General features: G+C 54.0%; 12 protein-coding genes. 2 read left to right on the top strand and 10 right to left on the bottom strand.

Annotated elements, in window-relative coordinates; all coding sequences use genetic code 11:
• Positions 1-70 precede the first annotated feature (70 nt).
• The 7 genes from AC3RCL_RS11305 to AC3RCL_RS11275 form a co-directional block, all read right to left on the bottom strand.
• On the bottom strand, positions 71-847 hold the full coding sequence (locus tag AC3RCL_RS11305) for a DeoR/GlpR family DNA-binding transcription regulator (RefSeq protein ID WP_096774604.1): 777 nt from the start codon (positions 845-847) through the stop codon (positions 71-73).
• 30 nt (positions 848-877) lie between these two features.
• On the bottom strand, positions 878-2,347 hold the full coding sequence (locus AC3RCL_RS11300) for a rhamnulokinase (protein ID WP_015736142.1): 1,470 nt from the start codon (positions 2,345-2,347) through the stop codon (positions 878-880).
• Between the two features lie 71 nt (positions 2,348-2,418).
• On the bottom strand, positions 2,419-3,684 hold the full coding sequence (rhaA, locus tag AC3RCL_RS11295) for an L-rhamnose isomerase (protein WP_015736143.1): 1,266 nt from the start codon (positions 3,682-3,684) through the stop codon (positions 2,419-2,421).
• Positions 3,685-3,792: 108 nt separating this feature from the next.
• The gene (locus AC3RCL_RS11290; RefSeq protein ID WP_015736144.1) at positions 3,793-5,862 is read right to left on the bottom strand and encodes a bifunctional rhamnulose-1-phosphate aldolase/short-chain dehydrogenase; all 2,070 of its coding nucleotides are present in this window, start codon (positions 5,860-5,862) and stop codon (positions 3,793-3,795) included.
• A 201-nt stretch (positions 5,863-6,063) separates the two neighbouring features.
• Positions 6,064-6,390, bottom strand: a complete 327-nt coding sequence (locus tag AC3RCL_RS11285; protein WP_015736145.1) for a DUF4176 domain-containing protein — start codon at positions 6,388-6,390, stop codon at positions 6,064-6,066.
• 5 nt (positions 6,391-6,395) lie between these two features.
• The gene (locus AC3RCL_RS11280; RefSeq protein ID WP_015736146.1) at positions 6,396-6,596 is read right to left on the bottom strand and encodes a hypothetical protein; all 201 of its coding nucleotides are present in this window, start codon (positions 6,594-6,596) and stop codon (positions 6,396-6,398) included.
• A 17-nt stretch (positions 6,597-6,613) separates the two neighbouring features.
• Positions 6,614-7,459, bottom strand: a complete 846-nt coding sequence (locus AC3RCL_RS11275; RefSeq protein WP_015736147.1) for a WXG100 family type VII secretion target — start codon at positions 7,457-7,459, stop codon at positions 6,614-6,616.
• A gap of 356 nt (positions 7,460-7,815) precedes the next feature.
• Between AC3RCL_RS11275 and AC3RCL_RS11270 the strand changes: the two genes are divergently transcribed.
• Positions 7,816-8,709 carry a hypothetical protein gene (locus AC3RCL_RS11270; RefSeq protein WP_015736148.1) on the top strand — a complete coding sequence of 298 codons (894 nt, stop codon included), beginning with the start codon at positions 7,816-7,818 and terminating at the stop codon, positions 8,707-8,709.
• An 89-nt stretch (positions 8,710-8,798) separates the two neighbouring features.
• Here the strand turns inward: AC3RCL_RS11270 and AC3RCL_RS11265 are convergent, their stop codons facing one another.
• The 3 genes from AC3RCL_RS11265 to AC3RCL_RS11255 form a co-directional block, all read right to left on the bottom strand.
• Positions 8,799-9,140, bottom strand: coding sequence for a hypothetical protein (locus AC3RCL_RS11265; RefSeq protein WP_036661398.1), 342 nt, complete (start codon positions 9,138-9,140; stop codon positions 8,799-8,801).
• A gap of 100 nt (positions 9,141-9,240) precedes the next feature.
• A complete protein-coding gene (locus tag AC3RCL_RS11260; protein ID WP_492535383.1) occupies positions 9,241-10,326 on the bottom strand; it encodes a redoxin domain-containing protein in 1,086 nt (361 codons plus the stop codon).
• Positions 10,327-10,431: 105 nt separating this feature from the next.
• Positions 10,432-10,959, bottom strand: coding sequence for a GNAT family N-acetyltransferase (locus tag AC3RCL_RS11255; protein WP_015736151.1), 528 nt, complete (start codon positions 10,957-10,959; stop codon positions 10,432-10,434).
• A 176-nt stretch (positions 10,960-11,135) separates the two neighbouring features.
• On the opposite strand from AC3RCL_RS11255, the gene AC3RCL_RS11250 reads away from it, so the two are divergent.
• Positions 11,136-12,968 carry a DUF2334 domain-containing protein gene (locus AC3RCL_RS11250; RefSeq protein ID WP_492535382.1) on the top strand — a complete coding sequence of 611 codons (1,833 nt, stop codon included), beginning with the start codon at positions 11,136-11,138 and terminating at the stop codon, positions 12,966-12,968.
• Positions 12,969-12,974 lie beyond the last annotated feature (6 nt).

The raw sequence follows: 12,974 nt of genomic DNA, 5'->3' as shown, positions 1-12,974 counted from the left end.
ATGAGTCGGCCTCTAGCAAGAACCCCCCGGAACGGGGGGATTCCATGTTGATATGATCTAGCAACTTGATTTATACGGATTCGATTCGAAGACCCAGCGCCCGATAAGGCGCCGCTTCCTCTTCCGTCAATCTCCGGTCGGTGATGATCAGGTTCACTTCGGCGAGGTCGGCGACCTGCGCAAAAGCCTGCGTGCCGAATTTGCTGGCATCGGCAAGCAGAATGGTCTCATCCGTCATCCCGATCATTTTTTGCTTGATTCTCGCCTGCAGCTCATTGGATTCGCTCAAGCCCCGGTCCATGTGGACGCCCTTGCAGGAGAGGAAGGCTTTATCCACGTAATAAGCTTCCAGCGAACGCTCCGCCAGCGGACCGACGAAGGACAAGGAGCGATGAGCCAGAATCCCGCCCGTCGAGATGACCTGAACGCGCTCCTTGGTGCTCAGCTCAGCGGCCACCTTAATCGAATTCGTCAGCACGGTAATCGGAATGTCCGGTATGATCTTGGCCATGTACCACGCGGTTGAGCTTGCATCCAGCAGGATGCGGTCGTTCGGATGGATTCGCTTGACCGCTTCCTCCGCAATTCGCTGCTTCTCCAGCGCATGCATGATTTCCCGTTCAGCATACGGTATTTCCGGCTGAGACCGCTGAATTTCCGGTTGATCCTTCACGCTAACCGCTCCCCCGTGGGAACGGCGCAGGCGCCCTGCTTGCTCCAGCCTGTCAAGGTCGCGGCGAATCGTTTCCTCCGTTACGCCGCAGAGCTGACTCAGCTCGGAGACGCGGATGCTCCCTCTTTCGTTGACCAACTGTACTATTTTCTCATATCGTTCTGCAACCAGCATCATACCGCCCATCCTTACTGTTCGTATATTCTATCTCTTCCCGGTCCGCTGACCGAACACCCCGTAAGCTTCCTCCCATAAGGGAGCATCCTGCGGCTCGTAGGTCTTGACCGGGAAGGATTCCCTAATGACTGCGCGCGCTTCCCATATATCGGACAGCTCACCCTGCGCAATGAACTGTACGGCCATATTGCCGATGGCGCTGCCTTCCGCAGGCCCCGCCCATACCGGCTTCCCAATGGCGTTCGCCGTCCACTGGCATAATGTTTCATTATGAATGCCACCGCCTACCATATGCAAGCCCTGAAATTTCCGTCCGGACAATTCCTCGGTCAACTCCAGCACATATCGGTATTGCATGGCCAAGCTTTCCATAATGCAGCGCACAAGCGCGCCATCGTTCTGCGGAACGCCCTGGTTCGTGCGGGCCGCATATTCCCTTACCCGTTTCGGCATGTCACCCGCAGGGAGGAACATGGAATCGTCTGGATCGATGAAGCAAGCAAATGCCGGTGCCGCTTCCGCCATATGAACCAATTCGGGATACGAATACGACATCCCTTCCCGCCCCCAGGTCCGCTGACATTCCTGCAGGATCCACAGCCCCATGATGTTCTTGAGCAGCCGGTACGTGCCGTATGCGCCTCCTTCATTCGTGAAGTTCAGCTCGCGGGCCCTTTCATGAATGACCGGCTGGTCGACCTCGGTCCCCATCAACGACCAGGTGCCGCAGCTCAAATAGGCGAACGACCGCTCCAATGCCGGAACCGCAACCACGGCGGAAGCCGTATCATGCTCTGCAACCGCATAAAGCGGGATGGATGGAAGCCCCAGTTCCTCGGTTACGGCAGGCCTTAACCCCCCGACATGGGTACCGGGTTGAACCACAGGATGAAATAACCCATGAGGGATCTTCAATGAATTCAATAGATGATCATCCCAGCTGGCCGAGTGCGGGTTATACAGCTGCGTCGTGGTCGCATTCGTGAATTCGTTCGCCATCTCGCCCGTCAAGAAGTAGCGCAGCAAATCGGGGATCATTAAGAATCGCTCAGCCTCTTGAAGCAGATAGGGTTTCTTCCGTTGGAGCGAAGCAAGCTGGTACATGGTATTGAACGAAAGAAATTGAATGCCGGTCCGATCAAAAATTTCTCCAGGCGTCAGCTCGCGGAAGACCTGTTCCATCACGCCATCCGTGTGCGTGTCCCGATAATGATACGGATTCATGAGCAGCTCCCCGCCCCGATCCAGGAGACCGAAATCTACCGCCCAGGTATCAATGCCGATGCTCGACGGCAAGCGATGTTTCCCCTTCAGCTTGAGCAAGCCCTGTTTCATCTCATGGTAGATCCGTAAGATATCCCATTGAAAGCGGTCGCCGATTCGAACGGGATCGTTCGGGAACCGGTGAATTTCCTCCACGCCGATGGTGCGGCTGTTCAGCTGGCCCAGCATCGCCCTGCCGCTGCTTGCTCCCAAATCAAATGCAAGAACGCTCAACGCTCCCCAGCCTCCTTGTCAGATCATAATCAACGGTTCGGGCATGAACCCGATGACGATTCCATCTCTTCTCATGCCTGCGAACGCTTCAGCAATACGTCCAGTTCATACTGTTTCACTTCGGACAGCCACTCTTCTCTGACCGGTACTCCCAAACGTTCGCAGTAGTAATCCCACACCGCTCCGAACGGATAGGATTTAAACTCTTCGGTCAACGCCAGGCGGGTCGTGTAATCGCCTTCAAGTTCAGCCTGCTTCAGCCGATCGACCGGTTCAAGCTTGGCGCGCAGCAGCGCCTTGATCGTATTGCGGGTTCCGATAACCCACGCGGCGATGCGGTTAATGCTGGCATCGAAGAAATCCAGTCCGATATGGGTAACATCCAGCAGATGATTGCGCACCAGTTCGCGTCCGATCTCGGTCAGCTCATCGTCCATGATGACGACATGGTCGCTGTCCCAGCGCATCGGCCGGCTGACGTGAAGGAGAAGTCCATCGGTGAAAAGGGCGAGCGACGACAGTTTGCCGGCAATGCTCTCGGTTGGGTGAAAATGACCCGCATCCAGGCAGATCAGCTTGTTGTTCCGAATGCCATACCCCATGTAGAACTCGTGCGAGCCCACAACGTAGGCTTCGGAGCCGAGCCCGAACAGCTTGCTCTCGACGGCATCCAAATTCCATTCCGGATTGATCTCCTCGGCAAAAATCTCATCCAGCGAATCCTTCAGCCGCTGTCTCGGTGCCATTCGGTCTACCGGCATATCCTTGTAACCGTCCGGAACCCAAATATTCGTCACGCAGGTCTGACCCAGCTGTTCTCCGAAATAAGCTCCGATTCTTCGCGAAGCCTTGCAATGCTCAATCCAAAATTGACGGATCGCCGGGTCGGCATGACTCAACGTAAACCCGTCCTTCGACTTGTCGTGGGAAAAGCAGGTGGGATTAAAATCGAGTCCGATCCCCTGCTCCTTGGCCCAATCCACCCAGGACTGGAAGTGCCTCGGCTCCAGCTGATCCAAATCAACGGACTCGTCGGTATCCGCATAAATCGCGTGGAGATTCACTTTGTGGGATCCGGGAATGAGCGATAACGCTTTTTCCAGGTCGGCCCTCAGCTGGTCCGGCGTTTCGGCTGCCCCGGGATATTCCCCGGTCACGGAAATGCCGCCGGACAGGTCCTGATCACGGAACAGGAATCCGCGCACATCATCTCCCTGCCAGCAATGGATGGAGATTTTGATGCGCTCAAGTTCCGTCAAGATTTGGTCCACATCGATGCCATGCTGCCCATAGAGCTGTTTAGCTTCCTCAAAGTTCCTTGCAACGTCCTGCCTCATCGCATATCCTCCCATATGAATGAGGACAGCCGGGTTGTATCAACCCAGCGCCCCATCTTAATAAGAAATCTTGATACCTTGCGTTAGGTTGGTTACTCATTCATTCGATTATCGAGTAAACGCTGCGGGCACTCCCCCGTCAATCGTCAGCATGCAGCCGGTCGTCTTCGATGATTTGGACGAAGCAAAGTAAGCAATGCCTTCGGCAATGTCCTGCGGGTAGATGTTCACGAGCAGTGTCGTGCGTTTCCGATAGTGCTCTTCCAGCTGATCCGGTTCGATCCCGTAGGCTGCAGCCCGCTCGTTTCTCCAGTTCGAGTTCCAGATCGCAGAGCCTTGCAATATCGCGTCAGGCAGGATCGTATTCACTCGGATGCCGTATTCCCCGCCCTCGGCAGCGATGCAGCGGGCCAAATGCGCCTCGAGCGCTTTCGCGGAGCTGTATGCGGTCACATTTTTTCCGGCATAAACGGAGTTCTTCGATCCGATAAACACCATGCTCCCGCCAATTCCCTGTACCTTCATCAAGGAGAAGGCTTCTCTGGCCACGAGGAAATAACCTGTGCCCAGCACGTTCATGTTCAGGTTCCATTCCTTTAGAGACGTCTCGTCAAACGGGCTGGACGTTGCAAGGCCCGCATTGTTCACGATAATATCGACACCGCCATAAGTTACGGAGGTTTCGCGATAGGCGCGCTGCACGGCCTCTTCGTCGGTTACGTCCATTTTAACAGCAAATGCCCGATTCTCCCCGTACTTTGCATTGATTTCCTCGGCAACCTGCTGCGCGCCTTCGAGATTTAAGTCCGCCAGCACGACATGGGCTCCTTCGGCTACCAGCCTGCGCGCCGCGGCACTGCCGATCCCCCCGGCTCCCCCGGTGATAAAAGCAATCTGCCGCGAAAACTCCGCTTCGGCCGGTGCAAGGCTCAATTTATACAGCTCCAGCGGCCAATACTCCACGTTGTAGGATTCGTTCTCGCTCAGGGATACGAAGTCGCCGAGCGCCGTTGCGCCGCGCATGACCGCGATTGCCCGGTGATACAGGGCGCCGCTGACTTGCGACATCGCCCAGCTCTTGCCGGTGTTGATCATTCCGATTCCGGGAATCAGGATGACGCGCGGAGCCGCTTCGAACATGACGTCGCCTTCATGATGGTTGCGTTCAAAGTAGGCTTGATACTGCGCTTTGTATGCCGCAATGCCCTCGATGAGCTTTGCCTTAAGGCCTTCGATATCTTCAGCGTTCGGCGTCCAATCGATGAAGAGGGGAACAACCTTGGTATGAACCAAATGATCCGGACAAGCGGCGCCTACTTGGGACAGCTTCGGCGAATCGATGCCGCCGACGAAGTCCAGCACATCGTCTTGATCATCGAAGGACAGGATCATTTTCTTCGCGTCGCTGACGGCTCCGCGTACGGCAGGCATCACTTCCGCAGCGATGCTCCGGCGGATTTCCGCGGCAAGCGGCGCATGCTTCCGGCCGCCGAACAGCTTGTCGTTGTTCACTCGGGCTTCAATGAAGGCTTCCGCTTCACTTATGATGCGAATCGTCTGTGCGTAACAAGCTTCCGAGGTGTCGCCCCAGGTTACAAGGCCGTGCTTCTCCATAAGCACAAGCTCGGCGTTCGGATTAGCCAGCACCCCTTCCGCGATCATCTTCGACAGCGTAAAGCCAGGGCGGACATATGGAACCCACACAAATCGATCGCCGAAAATTTCCCGGGCTAATTCTTTGCCGTTATGGGCGCAGCACAAGCTGATAATGGCATCCGGATGCGTATGATCCACATGCCGAAACGGCAAGAACGCGTGCAGCAGCGTTTCTATGGATGCTCGCGGGTGCTTCGCATCTACCATGCAATGACCCAGGTATGCCACCATTTCCTCATCCGACATCGAATCTCGTTCGAACAGCGGCCGGATATCCTCCATGCGCAAGCCTGTGAAATTGCCCGCTTTCATGGTGGCCAGATCGGATCCGCTGCCTTTCACGTACATTACCTCGACGTCGTTGCCGCGAAAATCCTGAATCGTTGTTTTACTGGATGTGTTGCCGCCGCCCCAGTTGCATACGCGCCGGTCGGCACCAATCAAATTCGAGCGATAGACAAGCTCATCCAATGTATTTTGTGCCTGCTGTGCCTTTGATTGTTCCCATAAGCTCTGAACCATGAAGCTTCCCCTCCGATTGACCATATGAATTTGCTTTCATTTGTTTCCCATATTAACACGCCCGTTTATTTTTGAATAGTATATTTTCAAAAATAAACAAAGATATTATATTTGTTTGTTTGGTTTTCAATGTAAATCCCGTACAAACAAAAAAGCAGCTCTTGTCAGAGCTGCTTTACGAACCGAGCTGCTATATTTGATTTATGAATGGTCCGTGCCGGAGCCCGCGGCCGCCATTTGATCCGCTTTTGCAATTCCTTCCAACAATGCATCACGGAATGCAATTTCATCCTCGTTGACGTAACCCGTGAATACGATTTCCGAGATGTCCTTATGGTTGAAAAAGATGTTGGAATCCGCGGTCAGATTTCCGTGAGGATAGAAGCAGGCAACGTAATCCCAACGCTTTAGCGTCTTGGAGTCGTTCTGCATCCGGCCATAGATCATCAGCGTCTGGTCCCAATCCTTGAACTTGACTACAGATCCGATTGGCAGCAGCTTCTGCTCCGTTTGCTCATGCTGTTCCATGTTGATCAACCCTTCATTATTTTTTTACCGATCCAATAGACAATCGACACTACGAGCGGTACTCCAATGAGAAAGGATAGGCAGATGACGGCTTTTTCCGCTGCCGCGTAACTCGTGTCCAGCAGATTCGGAATCACCGTGCCCAGAACGCCGACGATAGCAATAATCACCATTATGTATTTGAACCGTTTTTGTCTGTCGCCCATAGGCTGTGCGCCCCCTTCTATTTTACCGTAATCGCTCCGCCGACTCCGACGAGGCTTGCTCCCGGTCCCAACGGGATGTGGAACTTCAAGCCGCTCTTGCCCACCTCCGCGGATGCGCCGAGCACGCCCAGTGAAGCGGAACCTCCGATGTGCAGCTCTTTATCCGTCCAAGGAAGCGGAATATTCACGCCGCCCTCATATTTGTTTAATGTAGCCTCAGCTCCGACGCTAAGCGTACCGTCCTTGACCGCCGCCTCGACTTCGGCCTTCACCAGGCTAACCGATCCTTCGACATGATCATTCGCATAGCCTGCTTCAACAACAGCCCCGCTGGCATGCGCTCCTTCGGATAAGCTCGCTCCCGCGCTGCCTGTTATTGCTTTGGCATAAAGTCCATTCTCTTCGTGCTTGATTACGCTGCCTTCCACTTCTACTCCTTTGAGCGCTGCGTCCAGCGGGTTGCTTGAGGATTTAGCGGCCACGCCGGAAGTCTTGGATGCAGCGCCTGCCGCCGCAGCGATTCCCGCTCCGGTTGCCGCCCCGGCCATAATGCCCGCGCCTGCTGCGGCTCCTCCAGCTGCAGCACCGTTCACCATTTCATCCGTGGAACGGAATTTGACGGAAATTTGCTTCAGCTCGGCGGATATCGTTTGCAAGCACTCCACAAACTTGAGCATCGTCGTCCTGGCATGCTGATAATCCCCGTAAAACCGCTCGCGGGTCATCCCTTCCCACTGACCTTCCATTTCGTGAATGCTTCGCTGGAGCCGCTGCACCAAATCGCCGCTAAGTTGCCCTGATTGGGCAAATTGCGCGGATACCTGCTCCAGCTGCTCGGGTGTAACTAATATTCGATTGGACATAAATACGGACGCCCCTTCTGTCTCGCCGCCCTGCTTCTTCAGGCAGTCTACAAACAAATTTCAATTCCATAAACTATTAAACCGATCTACCAAGCAATAACCACATTTTTCAATTTTAGTAGGTATACAGGAAAGGAACAATCAAGCGAAGGATTCATTTTCATCAGGTCCCGATCTAGTAAAAAAGCACTGACCTCCTCATTCCCCATGCGGAAACAGCCATCTCATCCCCGGCTTAAGCCCAGCCATGAAATCATCCCGGGGTACGGTGCCCATTACATCCCCAGCCCGTTAAAGCAGCTCCCGTTCTCTTGTACATTAGAAACAATTCATCTTTCCGAAAGAGGGTATTCATTATGAACCGACTTGCACGTGAAGCGGCCAGCGGGGCATACCGGCTGTATAAACAGGAGACATGGCTCATGCTGACGAGTCTGCTCGGCTTTTTGCTGGCCGGAATTTGCGGGGTATGGGTGCTGCTCCATGGCGGACCTGTCTCACCGGACGGAGATGTCTCCAAAGCCTTTTCCTTCAACGCGGCCCTGGGAATATTCATCCTATCAACCGCAAGCGTTCTACCGGTTTCCGGCATGCGGCCACGAAGCCAATCGATCTACCGCTGCTGTTACATTCCCCTAGTGTTGTTCTCCTACTTCGCCGAGACCGTACAACATTTCCGCGGCGTCGATCCGAGGTTCGTTCGGAACGGTTCATCCTTCGATCATGTCATCTCCACGATTTTTCCTGCCGTTGCGCTTCTGCTCATCGTGTTCTACCTGATCCTGGGGGCTCAATATTTCCGCAAGCGTGTAATAGAGGCCCATCCGGAGCTTGGTCTCGGCATCCGTTATGCCATGATCGCGGTGCTGGTATCTTTTGCGGCAGGCATCTGGATTTCCATCAACGCGGGTCGTTTCACCGGGATCGGCGGCAATATCATTTGGCTGCACGGACTCGGGTTTCATGCACTGCAGGCCATTCCTTTGGTGGCCTGGCTGTCCATGAGAAAATCCGTCAATGCTGCCGTCAAACCGATAATCATCCATATCAGCGGCCTCGCCTATTTATTCGGACTGATCGCCATCGGATGGCAGACGCTTCTCGGTTACTCCGTGGCGGAATGGTCCTTGCTGCCGATTCTGGCGGGCAGCTGTTTTCTCGTTGCCTTTACCCCTGTGATATGGCTGATCAGTCAATCCGATGCATCCGCCGAACCCTTCAACCGTACCCAATCCACGCGAAATTTATAAAATGGACATAGAAAAAGAGACAGTATGGGGCACCTTCCCCGACTGTCTCATCGAAAACTGCTGGCCTTGATCCATATCCTGATGTGGGTTTAGATAAATAAAAACGGAATGAGGAACAACAAGGCAATGGCTTCCCAAGCAAGCACATTGCCTGCGAAACCGTAGCCTCCATACGGTCCAAAACCGCCGTAGCCGTACGGTCCAAATGCGGACGTTTGTGCACCGCCTTTGGTCGACTTCGAAGATTTTCTGCCCTTTTTCCCTTTGGCGGACAATATATATGCGGATGGGTTCGCAAATTCGAGTTCAAGACCCCGATCATGTACACCGCGAATCGTCCCCACGACTTCCGTCCCATCATGCATGACAGCGCAAACGGTTTTGCCGACGTAACCTTTGCATCCTTCTGCCGAAATTGGTATTGGCTGCAATCCTTCTCCCCCTCCCAAGCGTTTGTGTATTATATTCCTCCTGGGGAGAAGGCGGCAGAGATAGAAGTCCACGCAACCAAAATTCCGCCATTAACCTAGCTTAATCGCTAGCCTTGCGGTAAGCTCTGGCCATGATATCTTCGTCGATCGCGCCTTGAAACCGTTCTGATACGATGCCGCCAGGCGAAATGACGTAGGTGGTCGGATAAGCCACCACCTCGTACCGCCCGGTGTTCTCACCATGCTGGTCGTACAGGACGGGAAAGGTGATGCCGTTCTTCTCAACAAAAGACTGTACTTCGCTCTTGCTTTTTTCCAGATGGGTCATATTGACGGCCAGTATGATAACGTCGTCATCCTGATGTTTCTCGTAAAAATCCTGCATATAAGGCATTTCGACCTTGCAAGGCGGACACCAGGAAGCCCAAAAATTAAGGAGTACGGTTTGCCCGCGGTAATCGGACAGCTTGATCTCCCTGCCTTCTGAATCGGTCAGCGTGAAATCCGGCGCGCGAAGCCCAGGCTTCAAACCTTCCGCTGCGATTTCCTGGCTCCCCTCTTGGTGGGACGGTGCGGCTGCTTCCTGCTCGCTGGCCGTGTCCGAAGCGAAATCATAGATGACCCACGCGAAGAGAGCCGCCATCACGACCATAACCGCCTTGTTTTTTCCTAATCCCAGCGTAAGGAATTGCGGCAGCGGTGCCTGAAAGCGAAGCCAGCTGACCGTCAGCAAGACGCCGAACATCAGAGCATAGAATAAAGAAGGCGTCACACTCGCACCATCCGCCCACAGCCACTGAAAGAGATACCCTGCCGTTCCGCTTGCAAAGGCCGATAACAGCGCCGATTTCAGCAGCAGGCCAGACTCCCCCCTCTTCCTGTTCCAGCGAAGTGCAGCGTAGACGATAGCGAGAACAACCCCCAGCCATATGCCCCTGACTCCCCCCGTCATGTAGATCAGCGAGGTCGGATGCTGGAGGGTGCGGATCGGATCGAATACCAGCATCCCGAATTTCCATGAGAGAAAACCTATGATGATGACGGATAAATAGGTGTCCAGGATCCATTCCCGCTGCGGCATCTGGCGCAAACGAATGCGAAGTGCGGCGAACCCGGCCGCGGCGCAGATCAGAAATATCACCATATCGGCTCGGATCATCAACGGACCTATCGGAATAATACTCAAATGCGAACCTCCTATAGTGCGGCAAAATCAAAAATCGAGTTACCCGCCGGGGTATATCTCCATCATAGTGGATTCTCTCATTAATGTAAAACCGAGCGAAGACCTTCAGGAAGATGAGCGGATTTGGTCAAGGGAACTCCAAAGCAGTGCCAATTCGGCATGTCTTTTTCCCCCGATGACAATCTCTTTTTGCTTCAGCTCTTGAGCGCCCATATATCTATAAAATTGCTCGGCTTTATTGCCTACCAGCACCCAAACCGACAACGAACGATATCCTCTCGTTTGCAGAAATTCCTTCAACCTGGCAAATAGCCGTTTTCCCCATCCCTGCCCTTGAATTTCTTCCAAGAGATAGATCGCGTAGAGTTCTCCTTCATGGGAGATCTTCTGCTCTCGCTCCGTCCCGTACGACATAAACCCGTAAACCTTGCCATGTTCGTCTGAAATAACCAGTAGCTGTTCGTCTTCGGGCATATTGGCAAGCTTCCTGCGCCAGCCTTCTACGCGGTCCGCAACGGAAAGCTTTTGCAAAAAATCATCATCGACGATCCCCCTGTACGTCGTTTTCCAGCTGTTTACATGTACGCTAGCAATGCCTTCGGCATCTTGCTCATTTGCAATTCGAATCTGCATGGTCTTCCACTTCCTCCTGTTCCTCTCTTGATCTCTTGGTATTCGCGGAGAGGCTCGAAGATCCTCTTTTTATCATTGATTGCTTCATCCTGATGACGCTAAGCCCACAACTAGCATAAATAAAATGTATCGGATACCACATGGCGCTCGGATGCCCGTGAAAGGAGGGTCTGTACATGAATAAAGCAATGATACGGCTTGAAGATATCGGCCCTGGCGGATGGTACGGGACGGAAGAACAACAAGCAAAGCTGCTTGTCATCGCAAGATTCCTGCACCAGCTGCAAATCCCCTTTCATCTGGCCGTTATTCCCCGTTATGTTGATCCGGCGCAACATACGGACCGTTCGATAGCCGACCTGCAGGATGAAGCTTCCCTTCGGTTTGTGCGGCTGCTCCGCACGATGGCAGCGCTCGGCGCCTCGCTTGGCATTCACGGCTATACGCATCAGTACGGGAGATCGGCAAGCGGTGACGGATTCGAATTTGCATATTCGGAATGCACCGCCGATTGTCCGCCGGATGATCTCCCCGAGGCTGTGGCTTCGCTCCTGCAGCTGCAGCAATCCTATGCCTATCGGCGGGTTCAGCTGGGGCATCAAGCGTTCCAAACGGCGGGCTTTGCCGCGGCCTGGTTCGAGACGCCGCATTATGCCGCATCGCCGGTTCAGCGGCAGATCATCGAGATCTGCAACGGGGTCCTGTACGAATCTCCGCCGGACGAACCGAATGCGAAGACAGCCGTGCTCCGGCACAACCTGGACGATCCGTTGACGAACGGAACAATCTATGTTCCCACGCCGCTTTATTATGTTTCAGGCCATAACATCGAAGCCGAAGTTGCTCGCATGGAACAGACTTTAAAAGATTTCACGGGTGAACGCGAACTGGCCTCGTTCTTTTACCACCCTTATCTTGAATTTCCATATATCCGATTCCTTGATGACGGCACCGTGCATTATGACCAACACTCGCCGCTCAGAAGGATCCTTCGGTTCTTCGAGAGGGAGCGTAAATCGTTTGTATCCTTAACCTCCATCCTCCCCTTCATACCGGATTTCAGGGAAACCGGGCTGTCGGACAGGTTGAGCATGAAGCGTCCCAAGTTTCTGCACGCCAAAAGAAACAAGCTCCCGAACCGATGGATCATTCGGGACGAGGCCAGCAACACATGGTACGCCTTGGATCTTGGGATCCGGTCCCCCCTTAGAATCCATAATGGCATACATTCGATACGTCCGCTATCGGCCGACTGGCCGCCATCCCCTAGCGGCACCGCAATGACAGGCGATTTCGACGGCGACGGCTTTATCGATGCGGCAGTATGGCATGCAGAGCTTGGGATATGCCATGTTGCCTTGGGCGCCGGCAGCAGCCGTTTAGCACCTGACGGGATTTGGCTGTCCGAGCCCGGAGCCCTGAATTGGAAATCCTTAACGGGAGATTTTAACGGGGACGGCAGAGATGATTTATTTCTATGGGATGACGTCACCGGTAAAGCGGCCATCGCTTACAGTTCCGGGGGGAGCTTTTCTCCTCCCCTTATTCAGCATGAGGTTTCCTTACAGAGCAATGATATGATACCGTGCATCGGAGATGTAAATGGCGATGGCCTGGATGATCTGGTGGTGTGGAACTCCGCCTCCGGAGCATGTCAGGTCTGGCTAAGCAGCGGTACACGGCTTCGGAATGCCGGCGTTTGGTATTCCGCCGAGGATCCCTTTGGTTCGCCCCTGTCCGTGGTGTTAGGGGATGTCGATGGAGACGGGCCGGAAGATTTGGTTCTCGTTCAACCTGCTTCAGGTAAGTGGTTCATCCTGTACAGCTCGGGAACGGCCTTCGGGCGGCAGGAAGAATGTTTTGGGCCATGGGCTGCCGGAGAACAGACGACGCCTTTCCTTGCTGATCTATCGGGCAACAGCCGCGTCAGTCTGCTGGCATGGTCACCGAATCGGCACGGCGGAACCCTGGACGCCGCCATCAATGCGAGGGACCGGACAATGGGATAAGGACAT

This window comes from Paenibacillus sp. MT86, from assembly GCF_058792535.1.
Note: the sequence above shows the minus strand (reverse complement) of the source record. Positions and strands in the feature narration are given on the sequence as shown.